This is a genomic window from Paenibacillus sp. NPDC058898 (assembly GCF_049316025.1).
GTDB lineage: Bacteria > Bacillota > Bacilli > Paenibacillales > Paenibacillaceae > Paenibacillus_AQ.
This window is the reverse complement of record NZ_JBMOSM010000003.1, coordinates 210,087-236,503: the sequence shown is the minus strand read 5'-3', so window position 1 is coordinate 236,503 and position 26,417 is coordinate 210,087. Positions and strand designations below refer to the sequence as shown.

31 protein-coding genes and 1 riboswitch are annotated in these 26,417 nt (G+C 47.6%); of the genes, 24 read left to right on the top strand and 7 right to left on the bottom strand.

Annotated elements, in window-relative coordinates:
- Window positions 1-4 precede the first annotated feature (4 nt).
- Entirely contained in the window at window positions 5-568 is a 564-nt protein-coding gene (gene hxlB, locus ACOZB4_RS09445) for a 6-phospho-3-hexuloisomerase (RefSeq protein WP_076321974.1), read from the top strand.
- A gap of 80 nt (window positions 569-648) precedes the next feature.
- The gene (locus tag ACOZB4_RS09440) at window positions 649-1,068 is read left to right on the top strand and encodes a helix-turn-helix domain-containing protein (RefSeq protein WP_339265878.1); all 420 of its coding nucleotides are present in this window, start codon (window positions 649-651) and stop codon (window positions 1,066-1,068) included.
- A gap of 296 nt (window positions 1,069-1,364) precedes the next feature.
- Here ACOZB4_RS09440 and ACOZB4_RS09435 read toward each other — a convergent pair whose 3' ends face one another.
- The 3 genes from ACOZB4_RS09435 to ACOZB4_RS09425 are packed head-to-tail and all read right to left on the bottom strand — an operon-like array spanning window position 1,365 to window position 2,585.
- Window positions 1,365-1,871 (bottom strand): SRPBCC family protein, encoded by a 507-nt coding sequence (locus ACOZB4_RS09435; RefSeq protein WP_339290587.1) that lies wholly within the window; start codon window positions 1,869-1,871, stop codon window positions 1,365-1,367.
- 33 nt (window positions 1,872-1,904) lie between these two features.
- Window positions 1,905-2,222, bottom strand: a complete 318-nt coding sequence (locus ACOZB4_RS09430; protein ID WP_215154063.1) for an ArsR/SmtB family transcription factor — start codon at window positions 2,220-2,222, stop codon at window positions 1,905-1,907.
- Between the two features lie 24 nt (window positions 2,223-2,246).
- On the bottom strand, window positions 2,247-2,585 hold the full coding sequence (locus tag ACOZB4_RS09425) for a DUF1801 domain-containing protein (protein WP_379404301.1): 339 nt from the start codon (window positions 2,583-2,585) through the stop codon (window positions 2,247-2,249).
- A 247-nt stretch (window positions 2,586-2,832) separates the two neighbouring features.
- Between ACOZB4_RS09425 and ACOZB4_RS09420 the strand changes: the two genes are divergently transcribed.
- The 12 genes from ACOZB4_RS09420 (at window position 2,833) to ACOZB4_RS09365 (ending at window position 15,189) form a co-directional block, all read left to right on the top strand.
- On the top strand, window positions 2,833-3,117 hold the full coding sequence (locus ACOZB4_RS09420) for a hypothetical protein (RefSeq protein ID WP_379404299.1): 285 nt from the start codon (window positions 2,833-2,835) through the stop codon (window positions 3,115-3,117).
- A 233-nt stretch (window positions 3,118-3,350) separates the two neighbouring features.
- Window positions 3,351-4,559: a GTP-binding protein gene (locus ACOZB4_RS09415; RefSeq protein ID WP_379404297.1), complete on the top strand. Its 1,209-nt coding sequence runs from the start codon at window positions 3,351-3,353 to the stop codon at window positions 4,557-4,559.
- 475 nt (window positions 4,560-5,034) lie between these two features.
- Window positions 5,035-5,286, top strand: a complete 252-nt coding sequence (locus ACOZB4_RS09410; protein ID WP_076321967.1) for a YolD-like family protein — start codon at window positions 5,035-5,037, stop codon at window positions 5,284-5,286.
- A 108-nt stretch (window positions 5,287-5,394) separates the two neighbouring features.
- Window positions 5,395-5,474, top strand: a riboswitch (ZMP/ZTP riboswitch).
- A gap of 65 nt (window positions 5,475-5,539) precedes the next feature.
- A complete protein-coding gene (locus tag ACOZB4_RS09405; RefSeq protein ID WP_379404294.1) occupies window positions 5,540-6,388 on the top strand; it encodes a bifunctional 5,10-methylenetetrahydrofolate dehydrogenase/5,10-methenyltetrahydrofolate cyclohydrolase in 849 nt (282 codons plus the stop codon).
- A 315-nt stretch (window positions 6,389-6,703) separates the two neighbouring features.
- On the top strand, window positions 6,704-7,696 hold the full coding sequence (locus ACOZB4_RS09400; protein ID WP_379404292.1) for a LacI family DNA-binding transcriptional regulator: 993 nt from the start codon (window positions 6,704-6,706) through the stop codon (window positions 7,694-7,696).
- A 179-nt stretch (window positions 7,697-7,875) separates the two neighbouring features.
- On the top strand, window positions 7,876-9,381 hold the full coding sequence (locus ACOZB4_RS09395; protein WP_379404290.1) for a glycoside hydrolase family 32 protein: 1,506 nt from the start codon (window positions 7,876-7,878) through the stop codon (window positions 9,379-9,381).
- Window positions 9,378-10,799 carry a sucrose-specific PTS transporter subunit IIBC gene (locus tag ACOZB4_RS09390; protein ID WP_379404288.1) on the top strand — a complete coding sequence of 474 codons (1,422 nt, stop codon included), beginning with the start codon at window positions 9,378-9,380 and terminating at the stop codon, window positions 10,797-10,799. Before ACOZB4_RS09395 ends, ACOZB4_RS09390 begins: the two co-directional genes overlap by 4 nt.
- 174 nt (window positions 10,800-10,973) lie before the next feature.
- Entirely contained in the window at window positions 10,974-11,774 is an 801-nt protein-coding gene (locus ACOZB4_RS09385; RefSeq protein WP_379404285.1) for a Cof-type HAD-IIB family hydrolase, read from the top strand.
- Window positions 11,775-12,029: 255 nt separating this feature from the next.
- Window positions 12,030-12,392 carry a PadR family transcriptional regulator gene (locus ACOZB4_RS09380; protein ID WP_076321959.1) on the top strand — a complete coding sequence of 121 codons (363 nt, stop codon included), beginning with the start codon at window positions 12,030-12,032 and terminating at the stop codon, window positions 12,390-12,392.
- Window positions 12,379-13,395: a hypothetical protein gene (locus ACOZB4_RS09375; RefSeq protein WP_379404283.1), complete on the top strand. Its 1,017-nt coding sequence runs from the start codon at window positions 12,379-12,381 to the stop codon at window positions 13,393-13,395. Before ACOZB4_RS09380 ends, ACOZB4_RS09375 begins: the two co-directional genes overlap by 14 nt.
- A 224-nt stretch (window positions 13,396-13,619) precedes the next feature.
- Window positions 13,620-14,096 (top strand): hypothetical protein, encoded by a 477-nt coding sequence (locus ACOZB4_RS09370; RefSeq protein WP_422759534.1) that lies wholly within the window; start codon window positions 13,620-13,622, stop codon window positions 14,094-14,096.
- Window positions 14,097-14,343: 247 nt separating this feature from the next.
- Entirely contained in the window at window positions 14,344-15,189 is an 846-nt protein-coding gene (locus ACOZB4_RS09365) for a M23 family metallopeptidase (RefSeq protein ID WP_379404277.1), read from the top strand.
- A 109-nt stretch (window positions 15,190-15,298) separates the two neighbouring features.
- Here the strand turns inward: ACOZB4_RS09365 and ACOZB4_RS09360 are convergent, their stop codons facing one another.
- Complete coding sequence (locus ACOZB4_RS09360) at window positions 15,299-16,327, bottom strand: hypothetical protein (protein ID WP_379404275.1); 1,029 nt, start codon at window positions 16,325-16,327, stop codon at window positions 15,299-15,301.
- Window positions 16,328-16,550: 223 nt separating this feature from the next.
- On the opposite strand from ACOZB4_RS09360, the gene ACOZB4_RS09355 reads away from it, so the two are divergent.
- The 3 genes from ACOZB4_RS09355 to ACOZB4_RS09345 all read left to right on the top strand — a co-directional run bounded on the left by ACOZB4_RS09355 (window position 16,551) and on the right by ACOZB4_RS09345 (window position 17,806).
- The gene (locus ACOZB4_RS09355; protein WP_379404273.1) at window positions 16,551-16,754 is read left to right on the top strand and encodes a hypothetical protein; all 204 of its coding nucleotides are present in this window, start codon (window positions 16,551-16,553) and stop codon (window positions 16,752-16,754) included.
- A gap of 28 nt (window positions 16,755-16,782) precedes the next feature.
- Complete coding sequence (locus tag ACOZB4_RS09350) at window positions 16,783-17,058, top strand: hypothetical protein (RefSeq protein WP_379404271.1); 276 nt, start codon at window positions 16,783-16,785, stop codon at window positions 17,056-17,058.
- A gap of 121 nt (window positions 17,059-17,179) precedes the next feature.
- Complete coding sequence (locus ACOZB4_RS09345; RefSeq protein ID WP_379404269.1) at window positions 17,180-17,806, top strand: DedA family protein; 627 nt, start codon at window positions 17,180-17,182, stop codon at window positions 17,804-17,806.
- An 18-nt stretch (window positions 17,807-17,824) separates the two neighbouring features.
- Here the strand turns inward: ACOZB4_RS09345 and ACOZB4_RS09340 are convergent, their stop codons facing one another.
- The gene (locus ACOZB4_RS09340; RefSeq protein ID WP_339265844.1) at window positions 17,825-18,034 is read right to left on the bottom strand and encodes a hypothetical protein; all 210 of its coding nucleotides are present in this window, start codon (window positions 18,032-18,034) and stop codon (window positions 17,825-17,827) included.
- A 242-nt stretch (window positions 18,035-18,276) separates the two neighbouring features.
- Between ACOZB4_RS09340 and ACOZB4_RS09335 the strand changes: the two genes are divergently transcribed.
- From ACOZB4_RS09335 to ACOZB4_RS09305, 7 genes are all read left to right on the top strand, one after another.
- Window positions 18,277-21,135 carry a Na+/H+ antiporter subunit A gene (locus ACOZB4_RS09335; RefSeq protein ID WP_379404267.1) on the top strand — a complete coding sequence of 953 codons (2,859 nt, stop codon included), beginning with the start codon at window positions 18,277-18,279 and terminating at the stop codon, window positions 21,133-21,135.
- 2 nt (window positions 21,136-21,137) lie between these two features.
- Window positions 21,138-21,476: a Na(+)/H(+) antiporter subunit C gene (locus ACOZB4_RS09330; protein WP_071220369.1), complete on the top strand. Its 339-nt coding sequence runs from the start codon at window positions 21,138-21,140 to the stop codon at window positions 21,474-21,476.
- A complete protein-coding gene (locus ACOZB4_RS09325) occupies window positions 21,469-22,950 on the top strand; it encodes a Na+/H+ antiporter subunit D (protein ID WP_379404837.1) in 1,482 nt (493 codons plus the stop codon). Before ACOZB4_RS09330 ends, ACOZB4_RS09325 begins: the two co-directional genes overlap by 8 nt.
- A 5-nt stretch (window positions 22,951-22,955) precedes the next feature.
- The gene (locus tag ACOZB4_RS09320) at window positions 22,956-23,435 is read left to right on the top strand and encodes a Na+/H+ antiporter subunit E (RefSeq protein WP_379404265.1); all 480 of its coding nucleotides are present in this window, start codon (window positions 22,956-22,958) and stop codon (window positions 23,433-23,435) included.
- The gene (locus ACOZB4_RS09315; RefSeq protein ID WP_379404263.1) at window positions 23,432-23,725 is read left to right on the top strand and encodes a Na(+)/H(+) antiporter subunit F1; all 294 of its coding nucleotides are present in this window, start codon (window positions 23,432-23,434) and stop codon (window positions 23,723-23,725) included. The genes ACOZB4_RS09320 and ACOZB4_RS09315 overlap by 4 nt, the downstream gene beginning before the upstream one ends.
- Window positions 23,709-24,104 carry a monovalent cation/H(+) antiporter subunit G gene (mnhG, locus tag ACOZB4_RS09310; protein WP_379404261.1) on the top strand — a complete coding sequence of 132 codons (396 nt, stop codon included), beginning with the start codon at window positions 23,709-23,711 and terminating at the stop codon, window positions 24,102-24,104. Before ACOZB4_RS09315 ends, mnhG begins: the two co-directional genes overlap by 17 nt.
- A 201-nt stretch (window positions 24,105-24,305) precedes the next feature.
- The gene (locus tag ACOZB4_RS09305) at window positions 24,306-25,187 is read left to right on the top strand and encodes a GNAT family N-acetyltransferase (protein WP_379404259.1); all 882 of its coding nucleotides are present in this window, start codon (window positions 24,306-24,308) and stop codon (window positions 25,185-25,187) included.
- Window positions 25,188-25,274: 87 nt separating this feature from the next.
- Here the strand turns inward: ACOZB4_RS09305 and ACOZB4_RS09300 are convergent, their stop codons facing one another.
- Window positions 25,275-25,928 (bottom strand): TVP38/TMEM64 family protein, encoded by a 654-nt coding sequence (locus tag ACOZB4_RS09300; RefSeq protein ID WP_076321944.1) that lies wholly within the window; start codon window positions 25,926-25,928, stop codon window positions 25,275-25,277.
- Between the two features lie 188 nt (window positions 25,929-26,116).
- On the bottom strand, window positions 26,117-26,383 hold the full coding sequence (locus tag ACOZB4_RS09295) for a hypothetical protein (RefSeq protein WP_379404256.1): 267 nt from the start codon (window positions 26,381-26,383) through the stop codon (window positions 26,117-26,119).
- Between the last annotated feature and the right edge of the window lie 34 nt (window positions 26,384-26,417).

Genomic DNA, 26,417 nt, shown 5'->3' with positions numbered 1-26,417 from the left:
CACAATGAGCAATAACATATTTCAACATGCAGCAGTCATTGCCAAGGAGATATCGGAATCCGTACAGCAGGTCGATGCAGCCCAGGTCGAGGGATTGATTGAACGGATCGCGCAATCCGACGCCATCTTCTTGGCAGGGGGCGGCAGATCCGGTCTGATGATCCGGGCTTTTGCCATGAGGTTAATGCAGATGGGATATAAGGTTCATATCGTCGGTGAAACGGTAACGCCGGCGATCGGAGCTCGTGACTTGCTTGTTATCGGTTCAGGTTCAGGCGAAACGCAAAGCTTGGTGTCTATGGCCCGAAAAGCCAAGGATATCGGATCAGCCATAGCAGTCGTAACGGTGAAGCCCGAATCGCGTATCGGAGAGCTTTCCGATGCGATCGTTCAGCTCCCCGGAAGCACCAAGGATCAGAATCAAGATACACTCGTCACTGTTCAACCGATGGCCTCTTTATTTGAACAGACGATGCTGATCGTGCTGGATGCGGTCATCCTGAGATTGATGGAGAAGAGTGAGCTCCATTCGGACCAAATGTTTGGCCTGCACGCCAATTTGGAGTAGGGTGCTGTCATGTGATATTTTCCACTTTGTTGATATAACCGCGACCGTTGTATACTGTAGGGAAGAAGGGGTGATGCATTATGGCAAGTGAAGTCAAACAGCGAATCAATCTGAAGGAAATAAACTGCCATAAAGAGTTAACCCTGGCGGTTATCGGCGGCAAATGGAAGCTGATCATCCTATGGCATCTTGGTTTAGAGGGCGTTAAACGCTTCGGTGAGCTAAATCGAATGATTCCTCATATCACGCAAAAAATGCTGACCAATCAGCTCCGCGAATTGGAGGAAGATCAACTGGTCCATCGTGTAGTTTACCCCGAGGTTCCGCCTCGGGTCGAATATTCGCTCACGCCCTACGGGGAGAGTCTTATGCCGATCTTGAAATTGATGTACGATTGGGGAAAAGATTACGGCGAACAGGTCATCTGGAAAGACGGTGAGAAGCCTGAGGATAAAGACGATGAACAGGCAACGGAACAAGCAGTTGCCCAGAAGCTGTAATTTCACGAAAATGTATACGAATGCATGGGAAACGCGGTCGTCACAAATGCATCGTGCTGTAATCAGCGGATTCATACATTTGCCCGGGTTACTTTTACAAGGAAACTTGTTATTTTTTCGGCAGGATCTGGTGACAGCACGATTCGTTGTAAAATAATTAAGGCGCTGATAGTATGGAAAAACCCCTTAAACTTAAGGGGTTTTTCCAGCAAGATGACGCTGAGTTCTGAAGAATTAAAAAGCGGCGAACAAATAGGTTCGCCGCCGCTGTTTTCGCGCTTCCTTGGTCAATGTAATTATTGCTGGCTTTTAAGATATTCAGCGAGTTGATCAAAAGTACCGCCAAATCCTTGTTTCACCATTGGAGCCATTTCATCAAATGCTGCTTGTTCTTCTGCAGTTGCGTTGACAGGGCCACCCTGCATTGTTAGCGTTGTTTTTCCATCGGCTTCTTCAAGTGTGATAATATTAATAATTTCAAGCGGCCAGCTTGCGTTAAAAGGTGCACGTATAGTGTTACCTTCTTCATCAGAGAATGATTGGATGAATACCAGTTTTTCAGGAACTATGACTTCTTGATATACAAATTTACCCCACATGGCTTGGGTACCATCTGGCGACTTCTGACAACCTAAGAACATACCACCTGGACGTACATCCATTCTAATAACATCTAATGAAAACCCTTGAGGACCCCACCATTTACCGAAGTGTTCTGGATCCGTCCAAACTTTAAAAACCAGTTCTCGAGGGGCATTGAAAACACGGGTTAGAAGTAAGCCACTTTTGCTTTGCTCGGTCATTTGAATTCCTCCTAATATGAAAGGTTGCGGCTGCTACCCTTTCTTTTGTAATTTGTCTAAATAATCCTCAAGTTGATCTAAGCGCTGTTCCCAAATACCGCGGAACGATTCCAACCATTCGTCCATCTCTTGTAGCGGTTCAGGTCGTAGTCTATATATCCGTCGATTAGCCTCTGCCTGAACTTCTACCAATCCTGCTTCATGCAATATCTTTAAATGTTTGGAAGTCTGCGGCTGCCGGATTTTAAGGCGATCAGCAACCTGACTGACAGTTAAGGGACCGTCTCGTAATAGTTCGACTATCTGCAATCGGTTAGGTTCGGCTAGTGCGTTCAAAGTTGTCTGTTTCATATGACCTTACCCCCGATCTTGTTATTACAACGAACTCGATGCTTGAACTAAAAGTTCTGCTAGCAGCTCATAGCATGGGGTATCATCTTCTCGAATTTTAAGCCATTTTCGTTCGGGTGGACCATCGAAATTTTTGGGGACTTCTAGATTTGTTGTGTTCATGATCATAAAGGCGATTGCATCTTTTGATGGTGAAATCACAGCTGCATATTGTCCGTTCTTTAGAAAATGTGGCTTTTTGTACTGAATTCGTTCTTCTACTTCCGGAATTGCTTCTTGGACCATGTGTCGAAGCTTGTTACTGACGTCTACTTGCCAAGGCAGACTAAGGTTTTCGATGAACGAAATTACTTCTTGGCTCATATCTTGCCCTCCTTATTTGTGAATATTAACCAACGATTGGTTACAATATACCATGATGAGAATATTCTTGTAAAGGAATATTCGGAAATGAATCTTGCCTTTCCTCAAAGGGTTAGTAACTGAACGTAATTTGACAATAAAGTGAGCACAATTCGAGAGTAGTTTAACCGTATGTTGAGCATCACATGATAGTTTTACCGTAATGCTATGTAAGCATAGAAAAGGCGAGAATGACACGCACGGCTGCATGAACGCGACATGCAACCGTGGCGTAGATCTTCTCGCCTTGCGTTTTTCGTTATTAATTTTTAATACTACTCTTCTTCTCTCCTCATTTGATAGTGATGGTGATAGTGGTGATGGTGATGATGATGGATCATATGATGGCCTGATGGAGAACTATATGGATGAAAATGGGGGTGATGCTCATGACCGTGACCATGATGATGATGATAAGGCTGAGGTTCTCTTTGTTGAGTTTCTTGAAGGTTATAGTTTTGTTGATTCATCGAATTTCTCCTTTTCGTCTTGAGATAATTCATATTATGTATACAAACGATTAGTGACACTTGACCATAAGAAAATGGGCTACCAAGATAAGTTAAATGGTGAGGAAATAAACCTCCGGTACCTAAGTGCCGGAGGTTTATTTTGCTGGCCGGATCATTTTCTGCACGGAAGGATTGACAATTCGCTGAAGGAGATATAATATCATACCGTATAAATCGTAATTATTACGATTAAGGAATGGAGGAAGTTCAGTAGATGAATAACAACAATAAGATTCCAGTTACCGTACTCAGCGGTTACCTCGGATCAGGCAAAACGACCGTGTTGAATCATGTGCTTCATAATCGTGATGGATTGAAGGTTGCGGTCATTGTGAACGACATGAGCGAAGTGAATATTGACGCGGATTTGGTTCGAGGGGAAGGGAGCCTGTCCCGAACGGATGAGAAGCTGGTCGAAATGTCCAATGGCTGCATCTGCTGCACCCTCCGGGAAGATTTGGTGCAGGAAGTTCAGAAGCTGGCACAAGAAAACCGTTTTGACTATATCCTGATTGAATCGACGGGGATTAGCGAGCCCGTGCCTGTTGCGCAGACCTTTGTTTATCCAGATGAGGTATCCGGTGTACAGCTGTCCGACCTAGCCCGGCTGGATTGCATGGTGACGGTTGTAGACGCGAACCGATTCTGGAAAGACTTCTCTTCGGGCCAAAGCCTGCTCGATCGGAAGGAAGCGCTTGGCGAAGAGGATACACGGGAAGTCGTGGATCTGTTGATCGACCAGGTTGAGACGTGTGATGTGCTGCTGTTGAACAAATGTGATCTGGTAAGCGATGACGAATTGGCCAAGGTGGAAGGCATACTTCATAAGCTTCAGCCAAGCGCCAAAATCATACGTACCGTTAAAGGACAAGTCGCACCTGCGGAAATTCTGAATACCGGTTTATTCGACTTTGAGAAAGCCAGTCAGGCCCCCGGCTGGATTCAGGAGCTTCAGAAGGAAGAGCATGTGCCAGAAACGGATGAATACGGCATCAGCTCTTTTGTTTATCGGAGAAGAAGACCGTTTCATCCGGAGCGGCTGGCCGCATTCATGAGTTATTGGCCGGAAGAGGTCGTACGCGCGAAAGGGATCGCTTGGCTGGCAGTGCTTGAGGATGTTGCGGCAAGTCTAAGTCAAGCGGGTCCTTCGATTCAGTTCGGGCCAGCTGGATATTGGGTGGCTGCTTTAACCGAGCAGGAACAGCAGGAGCTGATTCAGAGTGAGCCGGATGTGCAGCGAAAATGGGATGCCGTCTGGGGGGATCGGATGACCGAGCTCGTGATGATCGGGATTGGGATGGAACAGTCACTAATCGAGCAGGAGCTGGACGATTGTCTGTTGACCGAGCAGGAAATGCAGCTGGATTGGTCGACGTTTAACAATCCGCTGCCATGGATGGCCATCGAAGAGCTATCACTGTAAGGTTATATTTTTTTGATTAAAATTAATCGTAATAATTACGAATGGATAAAGAGCCACTTGAGGGCTTTACAGGTTTTCTAGAATATAATCCCCTTTGCGTAGACAGTGCTGAAGAAGAGCGCTACAGTTTACTTAAGGGGATTTTTGTCATGGAAAAGTTCAAAAGAAGAATACGAAAGAAGCAGGGGAATATGCAGAAATTCATCATTTAAAAACTCAATTGCAGGAAAAGTTATTACCCTGTTTAGAAAGCGCCCTTCAGAAGGACGGGGTTTAAAAAAATCATTTAATGATGTGGTCAATCTATTTATCTGTCCAGAACTTATACCTATCAAGTCCAGAGCACCTGTTTTGTATTTGTTGTATAATAGGAAGAATAGGAAGAAGATTCCCAATTCATGTTTCGATGATAGCTTTAACGTATTTCAGAATGTAATGCTGACGCATGAGCAACATCAATCAGGAGGACAAGGAAATGGCAAAAGCAAAGGTTCCAAAGAGACCCACTAGAGATGAGTTTGTACTGGAAGAACTCGGAAATCAGCTTACGGAAGCTTACCAGGAGGAATCGGTTATCGTGCTGACGGTCTGGGGAAGAGAAGAGGCGGTCCGCGGGCAAATCGATCAAATGGACTCCCGAACAGGGAAGGTACATATGAAACAGAATGGCGTTATTACGAAGGTTCCTTTTATGGACATTATGGAAGTGAATTATCCGAGAGACTAATCAGAATCATGTGTGCTTCCCGCAAATGAATCAAAGAGATTGTGATTTAAAGCGGTCGGCTTCATACCCGGTAGCGCGATGTCCAAAGTCGTGGTATATTAAAAAAAGTTATCTATGTGTTACTGGCGTAGCTTGGGGTACCAAGAGGGAGCACATAGGATCATATGCCGTACGCCTGGGCAAGAGGTAAGGAGACGATCAGTCGCCTTGCCTCTTTATGTTTTTTAATACAATGGCGAAGGAGCGGATTAGCATGAGTAAGGAACCCGTAATTTTAGATGGAAAAAAGGTATCCGACGATATCAAGACCAAGCTGGCTGTAAAGGTACAGGAATTGAAGTTGCAGGGGGTAACGCCTTGTCTGGCAACGATTCTGGTTGGCGATGATCCTGCTTCGGCGACCTATGTGCGGATGAAGGGAAATGCTTGCGAGCGGCTTGGCATCATATCCAAAAAAGTGGTACTGGAGACATCGACAACGACCGAGGAGCTGATTGCTGCGATTCAAGAGCTGAACGAGGATCCGAATGTCCACGGTATTCTGCTGCAGCATCCGGTACCGCATCATATCGATGAACGGGCAGCCTTTGATGCCATTGACATTAAAAAAGACGTGGATGGAGTAACCACGCTCGGTTTCTCGCAAAATGCGTTTGGTTTTGCCGATTATCCGTCTTGTACGCCTGCTGCGATTATTGCGATTATGGATTATTATGATCTGCCGATCGAAGGGAAGCATGCCGTGGTGGTCGGACGCAGTCCGATTCTGGGTAAGCCGGTATCGATGAATCTGCTTAATCGCAATGCTACCGTTACGATCTGCCACTCGAGAACGAAGAACCTTGGGGAGATTGTGTCCCAGGGAGATATCGTGGTTGCGGCCGTAGGCAAGCCTAATTTGATTCAAGGGGACTGGATCAAGCCGGGAGCCGTCGTATTGGATGCCGGCTATAATCCAGGCAATATCGGCGACTGCGATTACGATGCCTGCGCGAAGTTGGCATCCGCAATTACACCAGTACCTGCCGGTGTTGGCCCCGTTACGATTGCTACATTGCTGAAGCATACCGTCGAATCGGCTGAGCGAACCGTGCAAGGTTAACAGTAACCATGTAATAACGGGATAAGGCACGGTCCATTTGCGCGTCCCGAAAGGGGATTTGCATGAAGAATCCCCCTTTGAATCGCTTCGTTCCTCGCTAGAATCTGGAACGCAGAAAAGTATTGCCCATCAAATGCTCGGGGTGGAGTCTGCATTTCACGGATCCCTGGAAGTCATGGTATAGTTAGGAAAAAGCAAAATCGAAGGGGAGAGATTCATGCACAAACAACTCATTTCCAGTTGTGCTGCGGAGCAAGGAGCTGTGGAGGATAATCTGTTCGTTGCAGCGCCGCAAGCGGCTCCCGGGAGCACCGAATGAAGAACACGATTGCAGATATTGCCAAAAAAGCCGGAGTTGCCAAAAGCACGGTCTCCCGTTTCTTAAACGGAGGTTCTGTCAGTAATGCAACACGCCGTAAGATAGAGCTGGTCATTCAGGAAACCGGCTATATTCCGAATTCGTTCGCACAGAGCTTGAAAGCGAAAAAAACCAGCATGATCGGCACCATTGTGCCGCGTCTGGATTCATTCTCAGCATCGCAGACCGTTGCCGGCATGGATGAAGAATTAAGGAAACACGGTTATCAGCTTCTCATTATTAATGCAAGCCAGGACTTATCCAGGGAGATTGAAGCGCTGTATGATCTCGCCAGACAAAAAATATCTGGCATTATTTTATTCGCCACTCAGGTGACGGAAACGCATCTTGCCGCGATTAAAGAGATCGGCATCCCCGTCATCCTGCTCGGACAACAGCATAAGGATGTCCACAGCATGATATATAACGACTATGCCGCAGGTTATGACATGGGCCGATATGTGCTGTCCATGGGACACCGTCATATATCTTATATCGGCGTGACGGAAAAAGACGTTGCTGTCGGAGTTCAGCGGAAGGAAGGGTTTCTGAAGGCGTTAAGCGAGTATGACGAGGTGGAGGCGGTTCTCTATGAGAGTGGGTTTAAGATGTCGGATGGTGTAAAGACCGCATTGTCCATTTTTGAGTTGAACCGAACGCTGCCAACTGCAATGGTCTGCGCTACCGACAACATCGCGTTAGGCGTTATGAAAGCGGCTCATATGAAGGGCATCCAGATCCCCAACGAACTCTCCGTTACCGGATTTGGCGGATACGACGTTACCGAGGTAATTCATCCCGGATTGACAACGGTTAAATATGGATATTCCCAAGCGGGCCACCTCGCCGCTCAGCATATCATAAAGCTGGTCAACGACGAGCCTGTGGATTTCCTGACGGTCATGAATTGCGATATGATTCATCGGGAAAGCGTTGACAATCTAAAATAGGTATTTTATACTGGAAAAAAGGAACCGGTTCCAATACTGCTTTTGCTTGGTATTGGAGCTGAGTTCATTATTTTTAACCCTGATTGGAACCGGTTCCGTTATAAATGGGTTAGGCTGATGTTCACGCATAGCATGATCAGTTTGTTTTTTGAGAAAGCCTATATACAAGGAGAAGAGACATGGACAGAGAACGGAGATACCGACGCCTGGATCAGGCCTCTCCTGAAGAGATTGCCTCCTTGAAGGAGCAAGCAAAACGCAGCGAATGGAGGCAGAGGTTTCACGTACAGCCCATCATGGGCTTGCTGAATGACCCCAACGGATTTTCTTATTATAACGGGAAATACCACTTGTTTTATCAATGGTTTCCTCTGGGCACGTTTCACGGCCTGAAATACTGGTACCATACCTCCTCCACGGACTTGGTGCACTGGCAAAACAAAGGCATCGCCATTGAGCCCGGGTACTCGCATGATGCATATGGCGCCTATTCGGGAAGCGGGATCGTGAAAGACGACAAACTGTATCTGATGTATACCGGGAATACCCGGGATGAGGAATGGAACAGGCATTCTTATCAATGCATGGCCGTGATGGACCGTGTTGGCACCATCACGAAGCTCGATAAGCCGCTGATTGACCGTGTGCCGGACGGATATACCGAGCATTTCCGGGATCCGAAGGTATGGAAAGACGAAGACCTGTTCCGGTTCGTCATCGGCGCCCAAAGGGACGATCAAACAGGAACGGCTGTCGTGTATGAATCACCGGATTTGCTGGATTGGTCATGCAAAGGGGAAATCCAGACCCGTCTTGAACATTTCGGCTATATGTGGGAATGCCCCGATTATTTTGAACTGGAAGGACAGGGCGTGCTGCTGTTTTCGCCGCAGGGGCTGAGTCCGCAAGGCGACGAATTCCGGAACGTTTACCAATCTGGCTACATCGCGGGCAAGCCTCTGGATCGGGGGACGCTGGAGTTTGAACACGGCTCCTTTTACGAACTGGACAGAGGTTTTGATTTCTACGCACCACAGACCATGGTGGATGAGAAAGACCGGCGCATCATGGTAGGCTGGATGGGCTTGCCGGAGGTCGTCTATCCAACCGACTCGCATGGCTGGGCGCATTGTTTGACGCTTCCACGTACGCTCTCGTTTCGTGAGGGTAAGCTGATTCAGCTGCCTGTCCCCGAGTTGGAACTTCTTCGTGAGACGACAGCTATGGAAGCAGCGGATACGCTTTACAGCGAAGTGAAGAGTTATGCAGGGGTTGAGGGAACCGTATTCGAGATGACATGTGAGTTTCATGGGATCGAAGCGGACGTTGTTGGCATTGAATTTCGAGCTGGCGAAACGGAGCGGACCGTCATCTGGTATGACGCCGTCAGGCAAAAGGTTACGCTAGATCGCTCATCATCGGGTGCAACGATTGTGAGTGATTACGGAACGACACGTACCTGTATGCTGCATGCCAAAGTAAACTCAATCAAATTTCATCTCTTTGTGGATATTTCTTCGGCAGAAGTGTTCGTCAATGATGGCGAAGAAGTGTTTACGAGTCGGATATTTCCAAAGCAGGACAGCCGTCATATTCGATTTTTCGCAAAAAACGGCAGCACTGGCTTGAAGGTCACGAAGTGGGATCTTGCCCAAGCCGTAAAAGATATAGAAGGGGATGAATGAACATGGCAGCAGATCATAGGAAAATTGCAAAGCAGGTAGTGGAAGCCATCGGTGGCAGGGAGAACATCGCTTCCTTTGCCCACTGTGCTACGAGACTCCGAATTATGGTTCACGATCAGAAGAAGATAGACCAGAAGAAGGTCGAGAATATCGATAAGGTTAAAGGCGCTTTTTTTAACTCCGGCCAATATCAAATCATTTTCGGAACAGGAACCGTTAATCAGATTTTTGAAGCGGTAGAATCGCTTGGGCTTGAGAGCACAAGCAAGGATGAGTTGAAATCCGAGGCGAAAAAATCAGGAAATCCGTTTCAGCGGGCGATTCGCACGTTCGGTGATGTCTTTGTGCCGATTATCCCGATATTAGTCGCCACAGGTTTATTCATGGGATTACGGGGATTATTGACGCAAGAAACCGTCCTCGCCTGGTTTGGAGCGACGCCCGACGATATTTCGCCTAATTTTCTGCTTTTCACCCAGGTACTGACGGATACGGCTTTTGCTTTCTTGCCAGCATTGGTGGCATGGTCCGCATTCCGGGTGTTCGGAGGCAGCCCCGTGCTTGGTATCGTGCTGGGTTTGATGCTGGTTAACCCGGCTCTTCCCAACGCATATAGCGTGGCGAACGGTTCGGCCGAAGCACTCATGCTCTTCGATTTCATTCCGGTTGTCGGATATCAGGGTTCGGTCCTGCCAGCCTTCTTCATCGGACTGCTGGGCGCGAAATTCGAGAGATTTTTGAGAAAGCGTATTCCTGAAGCGATTGATTTGATCGTTACGCCATTTTTAACCCTGCTCGTTATGATCATCCTTGGTCTGTTCGCAATCGGACCCGTGTTCCACTCTCTGGAAGAGGTAGTCATGAACGTGACCACCTTCTTGCTGGAATTGCCGTTCGGCATTGCGGGTCTTGTGATCGGCTTCTTCAATCAGATTATTGTGGTCACCGGCGTGCATCATATTTTTAATTTTCTTGAAATTCAGCTTCTCGAAAAGACAGGAAGCAATCCGTTTAATGCGATCGTGACAAGCGCCATGGCAGCTCAAGGCGCAGCTTGTCTGGCTGTCGGACTCAAGACGAGAAACAAAAAACTAAAGGCATTATCGCTGCCATCCGCATTCTCGGCCATGCTGGGAATTTCGGAACCGGCGATCTTCGGGGTCAACCTCCGTTACGTCAGACCGTTCGTTATCGCCCTGATCGGCGGTGGCGTGGGCGGTTTCATGGCTTCCATCTTCCAGCTTGAGGCTACGGGTATGGCGATTACCGTTATTCCCGGTACGCTCTTATACTTGAACAGTCAGATTCCACTTTACATTTTGTGCAACTTAACAGCGATGGCTCTAACTTTTGTGTTGACTTGGTTGTTCGGATTCAATGATAAAATGCTCGATGAGGTTCGCTCGGAAGCGAAATAATTATTTATATTTATTCGATTTTTGATATCATAAAGACCGCGCTCCGGCGCGGTTTTTATGCATGATCGGGAAGCGTCCGATCGACCTTGCAGAAATAATGGCTTGCTCTGAAATGCTTTTCATCATTTACAATATGGTTACTGGCAAGAATATACGGAAGAGGGGCGAGTTTCATTGAATAAGAAAATCATATTTTTTGATATTGACGGGACGCTGCTGGATCATGAAAAGAAGGTTCCAGCTACAACCAAGGAGTCCATTCGTGAGTTAAAGGAAGCCGGGCACATCGTCGCCATAGCGACAGGACGCGCTCCTTATCATTTTGAAGAGCTGCGGGAAGAGCTCGGTATCAATTCTTATGTTTGTTTGAACGGTCAGTATGTGGTTCATGAAGGCAAACCGATATATGGAAATCCATTAGCACAAGACGCCTTGCAGCAGCTGACAGAGCAGGCCGTGGAGCTTGATCATCCGATCATATATGCCGGCAGTGAGGCCATGAAGATGAACGTAACTCAGCATGTTCATATCGATTCAAGCTGGGGGGAACTGAAACTCACGATCCCGGAATATGATCCCGAATATTACTTGGGCAGAGATATTTATCAGGCTATTGTATTCTGCACGGAGGAAGAGGAAGCTGCTTACGTGAAGAGATTCGAAGGTCGGTTCGATTTCGTTCGATGGGGCCCTTATGGAATCGATGTGTTGCCGGCTGGCGGCTCCAAAGCCGGAGGGATCAAACAATTGATTCAGCTGCTTCAGATCGATTTGGAAGATAGCATCGCATTTGGCGATTATCTGAATGATCTGGAGATGCTGTCATACGTGGGTTACGGTGTGGCGATGGGCAATGCGCCGGAGATTGTCAAGCAGGCGGCCAGATATATAACCCGGGATGTTGATCAAGATGGTATACAGTACGGCCTTCGTATGTTGGGATTGCTTGGCAAGGAAGCGCAGGAGATCGTATAGTTTTTCGAAAAGCGGCAGGATTGACGCGGAACACATCGCTGGAAATGTTAAATGAGATGAGAGCAAGTAAGAAGGTTATCTTATGACCTGGGACAGTCCCGGTCGTAGGATAACCTTTTTTACATGAAAGGGTAGGCTTTAATGTGGCCTGCTGTCTGGTTCAGGAGCCTTGCAACAAGAATTTTAAATAATTATTATTCGACTATATACATTAGTGTGTGGCATACAGTATAATAATTTCCAGGAGTTGATGATATGTCAGAGGATCAAGACATTCTGCACAGTTTGGTGCAGGAGCTTCGGCGAGGAACCATCATTCTTGGTGTCCTCAGCCAATTGTCGGAACCTCAGTATGGATATTCATTGGTGACCATACTGCAGGAGAAGGGGATCAGCGTGGAAGCGGGTACCCTGTATCCCTTGCTGCGGCGGTTGGAGAAACAAGGCTTGCTGGATAGCGAGTGGGATACGAATGAGGCTCGTCCGAGAAAATATTACATCATAAGTCAGACAGGTAAGGATATATATCGGCAGCTATATCATGAATGGAAGGTTATGATGACAAGTCTGGAGGGACTTGTTGATGACAAGGGGGACTCAGGTAATGGATCTGATTAACAGGTATATTTATGCAGTGACGCAGAAACTGCCCGAATCGCAAAGGGCCGATATTGAAAAGGAACTTCATGGACTCATCGAAGATATGCTGGAAGCCAGGGGCGCTGGTGGTGAGATCGCAAGCACTGAAGCTGTAGAACAGGTGCTGCTTGAGCTCGGGCCGCCCGGGGAAATGGCAGCCAGATACAAAGGAAGGGAAAGGTATCTCATTGGTCCCGGTTTGATTGACAGCTATTGGTCCGTCCTGAGGATCGTTCTGTATTCGATAGCCGTTGCTCTTGGCATCGTCTATATCATTGATTTCTTTACAAGCCCGGAACCCACCGCCGAGCAGCTTCTGGAGTACTTCGTCTCACTGCTGAGCGTGGGTATCCACGGGTTCGCTTGGGTTACCGTTATCTTTGCCTATATCGAATACCGCGGTGCTCGCCATGTCTCCAAAGAGCCATGGAAACCATCGGATTTGCCTGCAATTCCGGAACCAGCCACTCGGATTAAACCGACCGAGCCGGTGCTCGGCATCCTGTTTTCCGTGCTGTTCTTCGTCCTGTTCACGTTTTCCATTAACCTGATCGGTGTTCATCGATTCAATGAAAACTCGATCGCCATTCCGGTGTTTGAGCAGACTGCCTTTGCCAAGTATTTGCCGCTGATCTGGCTTCTAACCGCCTTCAGCATATTCAATGAAGCCATGAAATTAATCACAAGAAAGTGGACGCCGCAGCTTGCCGTCATGCATGTCATATTTAACGTCGCTTCTGTTATCGTTGCGGTGATCCTGTTCTCCGATATAACGATCTGGAATCCGACATTCATGGATCAGCTCGTTCAAGCGGGTCTCGTAACGCCGGGAGATGAAGCATATGAGACCGTAAAATCAATTTGGGATCGATCCAGGGACGGCCTCATTTACATCATTGTGGTCATTACCCTTATTGATACCGTATCTGTCGTGATGAAGCGGTTTCGGGGAAAGGAAGGAAATACGGCGTTAACCAAGTAAGACATAGGTAAGCAGCAGGAGCTATCCCTTAAGGGGTAGCTCCTTTTTCTGTTCAGTTAGACCATGAACGACACGCGACCCATCGGATAAGCATAGGATATGGAACGACGCAAATAATTTTTTGACAAAAATGTGAATGATATGTGTCAAAATTATGTACAATGGTGTTATAATAGGGTAAGAGTTAAATGAAAACCCTTACAGAATGAACGGAGCTGATTATGATGAAATACGCAATCCATTACTCTACGAGAATGAAAGACGTTATTTTGTTTTCCTTTGTTATTAGCATTATTCTGTTTCAAGTAGCTACTTTGACCGAATATTCTTATCCTGTCCTATTCTATATGCAGATGGCGGTGAACGTCGTTGTTGTTGCGGCACTAGCGATTGAAGGGTATGCCCGATTGGTGAAACGGGAAGTGAATATTCAGGAGAATTCGGATACGATTACCATCAATGGCGTAGAAATTCATGCCGACCAGATTCGTGAGATCAAGGTTTCCGGATGCCATAAAACCGCATTCCAAATCAACCTCAAGGACAAGAACATGAATCCGATGTATTGCTGCTTTAAATTTGAAGAGAAGAATTGTGAAGGGATTCGGAGTCTTACGCGTTGGGCCGAGCGGAACCAGGTTTCCGTGCGTAAGGTTGGACCGCAAACCCGTTCCGGTTTGGTTCTCTCGTCTAACAATTAATATGCCAATTTATATCATGAATAGAAGCGCCTGAACCATCGATGAATGGGTTCAGGCGCTTCTTTGTTTTGGTTAGAGATGTATGCAATGATCGTTTGTTTTGTTATCCCGGCGTATTCGTCATGGACCCCATGCACCTAAGGGAGCTGAAAGTTTAACCAATGTTAAGTTTTTGTTTCGATGCAGGTTAATTTCGTAAGATATACTATGGATAATATTGGGTTGCCATACATGAGGAGGTTTGAATATGGTAGAAGTTTCGAGATTCTTGTTAAATGGGGAATACCGCAAGCTGTACGAGCTGTTTGGAGAGGATTTACGTTTACTCGTAACGGTCGAACAATTTGAAGCGATGGCAGAGGAATACACAGCAGGCGTAAACGCGTTCCATATCACGATGGACGACACGCTCAACAGGATCCGAATGATAAACTGGCTGGATGATAGCGGGCAAAAAGGCATTCAAGCGATGATCGATGAAAAGGGGACGATTGGAGGGCTTATGTTATCGCCTATTGTGAGATTTCCTGAATCGGATGCCAAGCAAACAGACTCAGTTTTCCGACTTCCTTTTAACGGAAAATGGTATGTGTTCTGGGGCGGCGAGAATGTTGTGGATAATTACCATTACGTAGAGGAAAGCCAGCGGTACGCCATAGACGTCATAAAGACTGAGAACGCGATGTCTTATAAAGGAGATCCCGACAAGAATGAGAGTTACTTTGCGTTTGGGGAAGAGATTCTTGCTGGTGCCCGTGGGAAGGTGCTGGGTACCGAGAATAACATCATGGACAATGAGCCAGTGGGTATAACAAACGAAACTGAACCCGTCGGTAACTATGTCATCATCGATCATGGAACTTCAGAATATAGTCTATATGCACATTTAAAGAAGGGGTCGGTATGCGTGAAGGAAGGCGCTGAGGTCGAAGCAGGCGATCTGATAGGTCGATGCGGCAATTCCGGCAATTCAACCGAAGCTCATTTGCATTTTCAAGTGTCGGATCATCCGGATTTGTTTGGGGTAAATACGAAGTCTCTTAACATCAACTGGCTTGGCGGTATCAAGGTAAGACGAGGCCAAGTTGTATAGGGCGTGGATTGAACGCAAGATAAAACAAAGCAGGGGCCTGAATCTCAGGTTCCTGCTTTTTGTTCATGTATTAATAAGCAGGCGCTCATGTTCATGTTAAGTTTGCAACTTAGCTGCTGCAGCCGCCGCCACAGCCACTCCCGCAAGAGGACCCGCTGCTGCAGGATGAACCGCCCGATCCATCGCCTGATGACCCATCGCCCGAATCCGATCCGCCAGATCCGCATGCCGATGCGTACGTGCAGGAGGAGCTGCTGCTGTTTTTGTGAAGCTCACGTTCATCAGGGATCATGTGGTCACCAAATTGTTCCGGTGCGTTCCAGGCAAAATAGACGGCCGCAGCCAGGAGCACATCGCTATTCCGGAAATTGACCAGCTTCTCATGACGCGCCGGCTCCTCCTGGGCAGTTCGAACCCGATCTTGCAGATCCAGAATGATTGCATCGATGGTCGTACGCGCTGCAGGGATCTTCTCATAGGTCCAGGCATTAAAGCGCTTCTGGCCATGATTCACGATGAAATGGTGGGAAGTGTAGACCTCCAGCTCTTCGCGCGGCAGCGGGACACGAAAGAAAGCTCCCCATAGCTTGGCGCTGTATTCATGCCAACCGAATAATTGTACATATACCGTATCAAACCACGCGCGTTCATTCGGAATAGGCATATGCTCGCTTCCGGTATTTGGAGCGTGGTGAAGCATTTTGCCAAGAAAGCGTTCCGAGAATTGTTGGTACTCGTATGTATACATCAACATTTCATGCCATACTTCATCCACGTCTTTGCTGAACATTGGGACACGATCCAGCACGGCGCACATAATGAAGAACCGTTTAAGCTCCTGCCATCTCCATTCATACTCCTGTTCGGACAGATTCGGATGCTCACTCATTACTCGTTGCTTCAGCATGCTCTGATAGGTGTAGGGCAGCGCAGCCTCCAATTTGCCGACAAGCTCACTCGCCGGGCTTCCTGCCTTGACGATCGGCGGCAGTTCGGGTATTTTCCCGCGTAGAAGCTTATTGCCATTAGGGAGTGACTGGCTGCTGTGTTTGCGCAACGAGCGTTTCACGAAAAAAGAAATAATCCATACATCCACCGCAACGAATAGAATAATCAGTATCCAGGTTGTTGAATTCATACCGTGTTCCTCCTGTCTTTTTAGTGTTTGGAGGTGGGCTTATTCATTCTCTCCTGAGTAAATTATTGCAAATGTCACGAGGGTTGGCAATTGAAATTGAAAATCGATTATAACTTGAATATAAGGACTTCTTTATGATACATTCCGTGTGTGTCTAACGTTTTTTGATCATGCAGCTGTGATCTTGATGGGTGGCAATTACGTTTACTTTAGGAGCATACATATGTTAACAGGTTGGAAACTATCCGTAATAGGTATTATTATTGTAGGCATTACCGGCATCGTTGCGTCTATTACCCGTCTGATCGAGCCTGGCCGGGCGATTGCACTCTTCGTTGTATTCGTACTATTTATCGGGGCGCTGGAGCTGCTGGAACGAATCAGGAGCCGAAGAAAGAAGAAGGGGGAAGTACAATCTTCCAAATAAAATTGTAAAGACAGCAAGGAGGGAGCTTGTGAATTGGGTAGCTGTACAGCCGTACTACAAAATCAACCGAGTCGTGGATGGTATCGAACAACGAACGGAAGAGCAGGGGCGGGAGATGTTCCTGTACGAGGATCGCATCGTAACGAAATACCGGGAGTTCCCCATCAAGCAGGTCTTTGACCTGTCGTATCGGCCGATGGGAGACGGCGGCGGTTTCTTATACTTGCACACCCAACAAGGAGTGTATTCGTACACGGTGAAGGATGCTCCGGATTCTTTCATATCGGCATTTAAAAATCTCTAATGGCAGATCCATAATAAAACTGGTCTCAGGTCCAGTTCATATCCTCGCCTGCAGCACGTTTGCGAAAACTACGTTGTCATATAAGCTGATACTATTCTAGGGACGGATTAGGGGGACAGGGGTGGATACGCTATTAGATTTTATTGAACAGATCGGGCACTATGCATTATTCCTCGTATTGTGCCTTGGATTGGTCGGTCTTCCTGTGCCTAATGAAGTCGTGGCAATGACGGGCGGAGCGTTAGCGGCATCTGAGATTTTAACGCCGTTCCCGTCTTTTATCATGACGTTTCTTGGTGTATGCTCGGGATCGACGGTAGGTTACATGCTTAGTCGCTTTACCGCGAGCAAGCTGTTAAACCGCGCCCAGGAAAAGTCGAAAATCCGCCAGTTTCTTGATGTATCCGAACGGTTGACCCGCCAATACGGCAATTACGCCATATGCATTAGCGCTTTTTTGCCCATCTTGCGCAATGTGACGCCCTATGCGGTAGGAATGAAAGGGATGCCGTATCGCAGATTTGCGATGTATTCGTATTCCGCGTCCTTTGTATGGACCATCGGTTATTTCTCTTTGGGCATGTTTGTCGGAGATCAGGTCGTCGATCATATTGGAGCCTTGATTAACCGGTACGGTTATTATGCAGCAGGAATCGTCGTGGTGCTGGCCATCATTCTGATCATTTCGTGGGTGATTCGAAGAAATAAACGAAACAAGGAGAAGAATGAAATTCAGTTTCACGGATAAATGCCGCATGTCTGTGAATTAGGGCTCATCCGGCAGGGGCTCGGGTGATGTTCGGATGATTTTTACGTATTCTCGGGGTAAGAACCATGGGGTTTCTTGAGTTTGATAAACTCTGGTTGACGTGTTTTCCTGCTGATAACTGGGATGTGTACGAGTATTTGTTACGATGGCGGCTGCTAAAATAGCGAGAAAGATGAAAGCGCAAACAACCGCTTTTTTGATCAACATGGGAACCACTCCTTTATATACAGTGATTTCCTGATTGTCCCTTTTTCATTCCAACATACCCTTTGACAAAGTTTTGATCTCAAGATATACTGTTTTTCAGTGTGATTCGAAAAAATACCATATGGTTTTACCTGGAGGAGCCTGCCAACAGCGGGCTCTTTTTGTGTTTTTTTGGACTTATGCCTAAATAATGGGGAAATACTACTAATGAAGGAAAAATCGGACTATAGGAGGAGTAGACTTTGTCTTTGCTGCACATCGCCGTTATGGCACCTTTTATCGTAGCGCTTGTGGTTATGTTGACTTACAAGCTCATCGGCCGTGTTCACACCGGATGGGTGATTTTGCCGGTACCGGTTGTCCTGTTCGCCTATTTCTTGGGACTTATCCCAACCATTCAGGGAGGTGAACAGCTTCAAGCTGTCCTGGAATGGATTCCAAGCGTGGGAATAAACTTTACCGTTTATTTGGATGGATTAAGTTTAATTTTTGCACTATTAATATCTGGTATTGGTTCACTCGTTGTACTGTACTCCATCTTCTACATGGACAAGAACAAGGAAGCCGTTCATAGATTTTACATCTATCTGCTTCTGTTCATGGGCGCCATGCTTGGTGTTGTGCTCTCCGATAACCTGATGGTGCTGTACGGCTTCTGGGAACTGACAAGCATCTCGTCATTCCTGCTGATTGCATTCTGGCATCATCGCGACCGCTCCAGATACGGAGCTTTAAAATCCATGCTGATTACCGTGTTCGGCGGACTTGCCATGTTTGCAGGATTTATTCTCCTTTTTATCATGACAGGCACCTTTAGCGTGCGGGAGATTGTAGCGAATGTGGGTAGCATTACGGGAGACGCGCTGTTTATTCCGGCCATGATTCTGATCCTGCTGGGAGCATTCACCAAATCCGCGCAGTTCCCGTTCCATATCTGGCTGCCGGATGCGATGGAAGCACCGACTCCAGTTAGTGCTTATCTGCACTCCGCTACGATGGTCAAGGCCGGAATCTATTTGGTGGCCCGTTTTAGCCCGGTGTTTGCCGGGCAAGCTTCCTGGTTCTGGATCATAGCGATTACGGGCTTGACCACGCTGATATACGCTTCGATCCGTGCGATCAAGCAGACGGACCTAAAAGCACTGCTGGCATTCTCCACCATCAGCCAGTTGGGGCTGATTATGAGCTTGCTCGGTCTGGGCTCTGCCGCAGCTTATTATGGAGGCGGCGTGGACACGCTGCTCTATACGAAAGCAACGACAGCCGCCATCTTTCATTTGATGAACCATGCGATATTTAAGGGCGCTTTGTTTATGGTTGTCGGTATCGTCGATCATGAGACGGGCACCCGCGATCTGCGGAAACTCGGAGGTCTGATGTCGCTCATGCCAATCACGTTCACCGTGGCTGTCATTGGTGCATTTTCCATGGCCGGTCTGCCTCCGTTTAACGGATTCCTGAGTAAAGAAATGTTCTTTACGGCGGTCCTTCAAGCGCCTCACATGAATTTCTGGAATGCCGAGACCTGGGGGGTGCTGATACCGGTCGTTGCCTGGATAGCAAGCGTGTTTACGTTCCTGTACAGCATGATCCTGGTCTTCAAAACCTTCACCGGACGCTTCCAGCCTGAAAAACTGGAGAAGAAGCCGCATGAAGCACCGCTCGGGATGCTGATTCCCCCGGTTATTCTGGCATCGCTGGCCATCGTGTTCGGGCTGTTTCCGAACCTGCTGTCTCATGCACTCATTGAACCGGCGATGGCCGCCATTCATCCGGGGCTGCTCGTGGCAGAGGATCGTTTCCACGTGCATATCGAGATGTGGCATGGGTGGACAACGGAAATTTTCATGACCATCGGAATCATTGTTCTCGGTACCGTTCTGTATAAGCTTCATGGCAGAGCGCGTATCTTGAATACAACGCTTTTCAAGCGATTCACATTGAACAATCTGTATGACGGGGGATTGCGAGTCCTCGAAAGAGGCGGTAAATCGCTGACCTCCACCTACATGACAGGTTCACTCCGTCACTATGTGATCTATATCCTTGTATTTTTCATAGCCGTTCTTGGTGGGGGGCTCCTGCTGGTCGATCATATTGGATTTGATATGACGGACTACGCACCGATGTCCTTCTATGAGGCCGTTGCCATACTCGGTCTGGTCATCCCGGTCGTTGTGCTTCCGTTCGTACGAACACGATTGATGGCGATTATATTAACCGGTGCTGCCGGCTATATGGTGACCTTGTTCTTCGTTCTGTTCCGGGCTCCGGATTTGGCGCTGACCCAGATGGTTGTCGAGACGGTTTCGGTCATGCTGTTCCTGCTCTGTTTCTATCATCTTCCGAAGCTGAAGCGGGAGAAGGTACCGATGAGCCTGAAGTGGAGAAATTTGCTCATTTCGGTAGGCGTCGGTGCTGTCGTGACCTTGATCGCATTGGCTGCGAGCAGTGGCAGAACCTTTGACTCCATTGCGGATTACTTCATTAAAGAGAGCTACCATTTGGCCGGCGGTAAAAATATCGTCAACGTCATTCTGGTGGACTTCCGTGGATTTGATACCTTGCTTGAAATTACGGTTCTCGGCATAGCATCCCTTGGGATTTATGCCTTGATTAAAATCGATTTGGGTGAAGGCATTTTGGGTGAACGGGATCGTTATGAAGGGGCATACTTGCCTAACAGCAATGATGTCATTCTGCGCACCATATCCAAGGTGGTTATTTTTATCGTCGTAACCTTCTCATGGTTCCTGTTCAACTCGGGACACCATGAGCCGGGAGGAGGATTTATCGGGGGGCTGATGACTTCAGCCGCACTGGTTCTGTTATCGATGGCTTTCGGCATGGACATGACCAGGAAGATCGTACCTTTCGAATTTCGAAAGGTTACGGCCACTGGACTTGCGATTGCACTCCTTACAGGGATCGGCTCCTTTGCTTTTGACGCACCGTTCTTAAGTCATTCCTTCGGTTATTTCAACCTGCCGTTGCTCGGGGAAACCGAGCTGGCTACTGCGGTTCTCTTCGACCTCGGCGTCTATTTAGCCGTCGTTGGCGTGACGATGACCATCATCAATTCGATTGGGAGGGATAACTGACCATGGAACTTTATATGTCGCTTGCCATCGGGATTATTTTTGCGGTTGGGATATACCAGATCTTATCCAAAAGCTTGCTGCGGATTATTCTCGGTACTTCACTGTTGACCCATGGCGTTCATCTGCTGCTGCTCACCATGTCGCGGCTGAAGACCGGTGCTGCTCCGCTGCTTGGCGAGAAGGCTTCATCCTACGTTGACCCTGTTCCGCAAGCGTTGATTCTGACATCCATTGTCATTAGCTTTGGCGTCACATCGTTCTTCTTCGTACTGGCGTATAAAGCTTATCAACGATTGGGTACGGACAACATGGAAGAGCTAAGGGGGATGGATGATGAATAATGTAATTGTTCTTCCTCTCCTTATTCCGCTGGTTACAGCTGTTATTCTTATTTTCTGCTCCAAATATGTTCGTGTTCAGCGTTGGATCAGTGCGGTTAGTATCACAGTAAACCTGCTTGTGGCGTTGTTCATTGTTAGTCAGGTAAACAATGAAGGCATCCAGACGCTTCACATGGGTGGATGGCAGCCGCCGTATGGAATCGTATTTGTAGCCGACATGCTTGCGGCACTGCTGGTGCTTACGACGTTGATTGTCGCGGCTGCCTGTCTGTTCTATTCTTTCCGGAGCATCGGGGAAGAGAGAGAGAAGCATTACTTCTATGCTTTTTTTCAATTTTTGTTGGCTGGCGTGATCGGATCGTTCCTAACAGGGGATTTGTTTAACCTGTTTGTCTGTTTTGAGGTTATGCTGATCGCTTCCTACGCCTTGATCGTGCTGGGCGGCACCAAGCGCCAGCTGAGGGAAACCTTAAAGTACATGCTGATTAATATTATTTCATCCACCTTGTTTGTTGCAGCTGTCGCTTATTTATATGGCACAGTCGGAACGCTGAATATGGCGCATCTGTCTCTGCGCGTGGCCGAAGTTCAGCAGGATGGAATCTTGTCGGTCATCGGCCTTCTATTCCTGATTGTATTTGCCTTGAAGGCGGGTTTGTTCCTGTTCTTCTGGCTGCCTGGTTCCTACAGCGCACCTCCGGCGGCAGTTACGGCTTTGTTCGGCGCGCTGCTCACGAAGGTTGGGTTATATGCGATTATCCGTACCTTTACGTTGATCTTCTATCACGATACCGGCGGCATCCACGCCGTCATCGGCTGGATGGCTGCGGCAACGATGATTCTGGGCAGTTTGGGCGCGGTTGCGTATAAGGATCTTGGACGAATCCTGAACTATAACATTATTATTAGTGTTGGCTTTATCGCCTTCGGCATAGCGACGGCATCTTCTGACTCCTTGAACGGAGCCGTATTCTACTTGATGCATGACATGATAGCAAAGGCGCTGCTCTTTATTCTGGGCGGTATCATCATCGCCAGTGCAGGCGCGAACAAGCTGAGCGATATGGGCGGGTTGATGAAGCGCCATCCTTTGGTGGGATGGATGTTCTTTATCGTTGCACTAGCTCTGGTCGGCATCCCGCCCCTTAGCGGCTTTCTCGGCAAAGTCCTCATCGTTCGCGGCGGATTGAGCGGAGGCCATTATGTGCTTACGGGACTGGCATTGGCATCAAGTTTGGCGGTATTGTATTCCTTGATCAAAGTGTTTATGGGGGCATTCTGGGGCGAATCACCTCGACTCCAAGAATCAAAACCGGTCAGAATTCACAAGACAGCTTATGCGGCAGCTATTGGGCTAACGGTTATGGTGATTGTCCTTGGGGTGGGTTCGGAGTGGATATACTCCTACACCTCTCAAGCAGGCGCCGTATTATCCGATCCATCACTATATATTAATGCTGTATTAAAGGAGTAGTGGATATGGGCCATCAAATTCTGTTAAATATCATCATTGCCGTTGTCTGGATGTTCCTGAACAATAATTGGTCCCCCCAGCAATTGATCATCGGCTATCTGATCGGAATCTTGCTGATTTTTCTGTTGCGACGCTTCTGGCCGAACGATTTCTATTTGCGCAAGCTGTGGTTCATCATGCTGCTGCTGCTCTTGTTCCTAAGGGAGCTGTTAAAATCGAGCATCACGGTAATTGGACAGATCCTAAGACCGAAGCTGAATGTTCGTCCAGGCATCTTCGCCTACTCAACCGAGCTGAAATCCGACTGGGAGATTACGGTGTTATCGTGCCTGATCTGCTTGACGCCAGGAACGCTTACCCTAGAAGTGTCTCGCGATGGTCAGACGCTATATATTCATGCGATGGATATTGAAGATGTCGAAGAGCTGTCGAATCAGATCCGCGATACTTTCGAACGCGCGATCAAGGAGGTGACCCGCACATGATTCATAGCATCCTGATTGCCTCTCTGGTGATTTTGTCGCTGGCTATACTGGGCTGCTTGTACCGATTAATCAAGGGACCTTCCATGAACGACCGGATCATGTCGCTGGATACGATTGGAATTATAATGTTGTCCATGATCGCTGTTCTGTGCATGCTATTCCGGACAACTGTCTATTTCGATATCATTCTGCTGATCGGGATACTGACGTTTATCGGAACAACTGCGCTTGCCAGATATATTGAGAGGGGTGATGTCATTGAACGCACAAACGATGAGTCAGATCGGTGAGTTTCTGATCGCGCTGATGGTGCTGCTCGGAGCTTTACTTGGTGCCTTGAGTGCATTTGGCCTTATTCGTCTGCCGGATGTTTATATGAGGTCTCATGCAGCAACGAAAAGTGCTACGCTAGGCGTCCTCTTGATTCTTGCAGGTGCATTTCTGTATTTCACCTTCTACCTGGAGCATGTCAGTGCAAAACTGCTGCTGGGAATTGTATTCGTATTTATTACGGGGCCGGTAGCGGGTCACTTGAATGGGAGGGCGGCGTATCGGTCAGGCGTGTCCATGTGGGAGAACAGCGTCCACGATGACCTCAAGCCTGAACTCAAGCGCGAACGTGAACGGATGCGCGCTTCCCAGGAAAGGGAACGCTCCGAGAAGGGATGACCGAACAGGGAGCCTCACACTGACATATTGACGAAAGACAAGATGGGCTTTCCATGAACTTGGGAGGCCCATTTTTTTGTTAAAACTTGGTCAGTGGGCATCACCATATGGTAGAATTGACCCAAACATATTCGAAAAGCTTGGCAATGAACGTTAGCTGTAACACTTCCAGCAGAATATGAACAAGGAGCACATTTACAGATGATTTTAGAGCAAGCTGATATGAAACTTAGAGAGTTATCTTCCTTTCTTGCAAGATTAAATGGGATTCGTCATCATCATGTCGGATATTGCGGTGAACAGGAAGGCGAGATTTACAGCACGCTTCAGACGGAATTCACGGAGAATGGCGAACTGAGCAGTCAAAAATTCACCGTCATATATGATCAAGATCAGATTGTGGGGGCATTGGGGTTCGATGTAAATGAAGAAGAACGGTCCGCTGAATTATGGGGACCTTTTATCGACGCGGAAGGTGAGCAATGGAATCGATTGGCGGAGCAGCTATGGGATGCAGGGACTTCGAAGCTGGAAGGCTGCGTAAATCGTTATTACGGTTTTTATAACGTGGATCATCAATCCGCTGTACGCTTTATGGAAGACAAAGGGGGTAGAAAGTCAGGAGAGCATCATGTTCTACGACTCCGAAAATCTGCTCTATTAACGGATGGCCTTTCGGGACTCCAGGATTTCACACCCGAGTATGCGGATGAATTTGCGAAGCTGCATGGTACGAATTTCCCTAATACCTACCTCAGCGCTCAGGATATTATGCAGCAGCTGGATGAGGATCATCGACTCTTTATGTTTACGGAACTAGGAGAGCTCGTTGGCTATGTTTATGTGGAAGGTGAACCCGAATTCAAGGAAGGCAGCATTGAATACATCGCAGTATCCGAAAATTTCCGGGGGAAGGGCTATGGCCGGGCACTTCTTGACCAAGCGCTTCATTATCTGTTCCATATCGTACAGCTGGAGGACATCTCGTTATGCGTAGACCAGAGGAATGAAAGCGCGATCCAGCTGTATCAACGTGCGGGGTTCGACCCGATACATAAACTGGCGGCTTACGTATTGGAGTAAGATGGGTTTGTCCCGCATCTAAGCATGTCTACTATAACAAGACCCGCCAGTCCCGGTTGCAATGGATGGGCGGGTCTTGTTATGGATTTAACGCTTTGTCTTTTTGTTGCTTATCACGATACTTCCTGGCTGATCTTCATGATGGTAACGTTTTTCCATCTTTTTGCCGGTTAACCACAGCAGCCATAGAACAACGACTGCGATTAGAATACGCCAGGGCTGTGTTATAAACGCTTGCCAGTCATGTCCGATAAAAGCGACCATGAAGATCATTACGGATTTCCCCGCCATAACGGCTATCGTAAATGTCGTAGCCGATACCGTACTGATGCCGGATGCAATATTGATCAGCGAGGAAGGCGTGAAGGGGAAGCAGTACAGGATGAAGATCGGCGTAAAGCCTTTTTCTTCGATCCAATGGAAAAAACGCTGGGATCCCGGCATTCTTTTTTGAATAAGCAATCCCAGCTTGCCGCCCAGCTTGCGAACGATCCAAAACACGGTAATGGATCCAAGGCAAACGCCGATCCAGGAAAGTAAGAATCCCCACCATAAACCGTAGGCTGCGGAGTTCCCCATTACAAGGACGATAAGGGGCAGTATGGGCAGAAACGCCTCTATAAATGGAAGCAAAATACCTGGAATGGGACCTAGCTGAGAATACTGCTCAAGCCATCCTTGTACTTGATCCATGTCAATTTCCTTTATATGGGTCCATAAATTCTGAAGCCATTCCAACATGATGAGTAAGTCCTCTCCCTGCCTAGGGTAAAATTATGTATTTTCTGGTCGATCTCGGATGGAATATATTATAGCATAACGGAAACCAATATTATAAATTGCAGGTATTGGACCGGATGGATGAACACAAATAAAGCTCAAACTCCCCGTAAGCAGCGGTGAGTTTGAGCTTTAACCGTTAACGGTTGTTACCCAGAATGGGTGGGCAGCGCAGCTTTCTTGGTTTCCGGATATGAATTCGGAGGAAGATCCGGCTCGACCCCATTCCAATCGATTCGATTCTTGCTCCGCAGTGACCACACGACCAAGAGAATAATTCCGATGATGACCGAACCGATCGTGACCATATAATTGCCCCATATAGAAAGGTATTCAATCTCGATGAATGCATAATTCGAAGGCACCACGACATACCGGATCATCTCCAGCCAGGCCAGGTGAAAGCCAATATTCATCCATAGATTGCATAGAGAGAACCTATTTTTACGA

Coding starts and splice junctions, on each gene's coding strand:
- hxlB (WP_076321974.1), top strand. CDS start 5: ATGAGCAATAACATATTTCAACATGCAGCAGTCATTGCCAAGGAGATA.
- ACOZB4_RS09440 (WP_339265878.1), top strand. CDS start 649: ATGGCAAGTGAAGTCAAACAGCGAATCAATCTGAAGGAAATAAACTGC.
- ACOZB4_RS09435 (WP_339290587.1), bottom strand. CDS start 1,871: ATGACCGAGCAAAGCAAAAGTGGCTTACTTCTAACCCGTGTTTTCAAT.
- ACOZB4_RS09430 (WP_215154063.1), bottom strand. CDS start 2,222: ATGAAACAGACAACTTTGAACGCACTAGCCGAACCTAACCGATTGCAG.
- ACOZB4_RS09425 (WP_379404301.1), bottom strand. CDS start 2,585: ATGAGCCAAGAAGTAATTTCGTTCATCGAAAACCTTAGTCTGCCTTGG.
- ACOZB4_RS09420 (WP_379404299.1), top strand. CDS start 2,833: ATGAACGCGACATGCAACCGTGGCGTAGATCTTCTCGCCTTGCGTTTT.
- ACOZB4_RS09415 (WP_379404297.1), top strand. CDS start 3,351: ATGAATAACAACAATAAGATTCCAGTTACCGTACTCAGCGGTTACCTC.
- ACOZB4_RS09410 (WP_076321967.1), top strand. CDS start 5,035: ATGGCAAAAGCAAAGGTTCCAAAGAGACCCACTAGAGATGAGTTTGTA.
- ACOZB4_RS09405 (WP_379404294.1), top strand. CDS start 5,540: ATGAGTAAGGAACCCGTAATTTTAGATGGAAAAAAGGTATCCGACGAT.
- ACOZB4_RS09400 (WP_379404292.1), top strand. CDS start 6,704: ATGAAGAACACGATTGCAGATATTGCCAAAAAAGCCGGAGTTGCCAAA.
- ACOZB4_RS09395 (WP_379404290.1), top strand. CDS start 7,876: ATGGACAGAGAACGGAGATACCGACGCCTGGATCAGGCCTCTCCTGAA.
- ACOZB4_RS09390 (WP_379404288.1), top strand. CDS start 9,378: ATGAACATGGCAGCAGATCATAGGAAAATTGCAAAGCAGGTAGTGGAA.
- ACOZB4_RS09380 (WP_076321959.1), top strand. CDS start 12,030: ATGTCAGAGGATCAAGACATTCTGCACAGTTTGGTGCAGGAGCTTCGG.
- ACOZB4_RS09375 (WP_379404283.1), top strand. CDS start 12,379: ATGGATCTGATTAACAGGTATATTTATGCAGTGACGCAGAAACTGCCC.
- ACOZB4_RS09370 (WP_422759534.1), top strand. CDS start 13,620: ATGAAATACGCAATCCATTACTCTACGAGAATGAAAGACGTTATTTTG.
- ACOZB4_RS09365 (WP_379404277.1), top strand. CDS start 14,344: ATGGTAGAAGTTTCGAGATTCTTGTTAAATGGGGAATACCGCAAGCTG.
- ACOZB4_RS09360 (WP_379404275.1), bottom strand. CDS start 16,327: ATGAATTCAACAACCTGGATACTGATTATTCTATTCGTTGCGGTGGAT.
- ACOZB4_RS09355 (WP_379404273.1), top strand. CDS start 16,551: ATGTTAACAGGTTGGAAACTATCCGTAATAGGTATTATTATTGTAGGC.
- ACOZB4_RS09340 (WP_339265844.1), bottom strand. CDS start 18,034: ATGTTGATCAAAAAAGCGGTTGTTTGCGCTTTCATCTTTCTCGCTATT.
- ACOZB4_RS09330 (WP_071220369.1), top strand. CDS start 21,138: ATGGAACTTTATATGTCGCTTGCCATCGGGATTATTTTTGCGGTTGGG.
- ACOZB4_RS09325 (WP_379404837.1), top strand. CDS start 21,469: ATGAATAATGTAATTGTTCTTCCTCTCCTTATTCCGCTGGTTACAGCT.
- ACOZB4_RS09320 (WP_379404265.1), top strand. CDS start 22,956: ATGGGCCATCAAATTCTGTTAAATATCATCATTGCCGTTGTCTGGATG.
- ACOZB4_RS09315 (WP_379404263.1), top strand. CDS start 23,432: ATGATTCATAGCATCCTGATTGCCTCTCTGGTGATTTTGTCGCTGGCT.
- mnhG (WP_379404261.1), top strand. CDS start 23,709: ATGAGTCAGATCGGTGAGTTTCTGATCGCGCTGATGGTGCTGCTCGGA.
- ACOZB4_RS09305 (WP_379404259.1), top strand. CDS start 24,306: ATGATTTTAGAGCAAGCTGATATGAAACTTAGAGAGTTATCTTCCTTT.
- ACOZB4_RS09300 (WP_076321944.1), bottom strand. CDS start 25,928: ATGTTGGAATGGCTTCAGAATTTATGGACCCATATAAAGGAAATTGAC.
- ACOZB4_RS09295 (WP_379404256.1), bottom strand. CDS start 26,383: ATGAATATTGGCTTTCACCTGGCCTGGCTGGAGATGATCCGGTATGTC.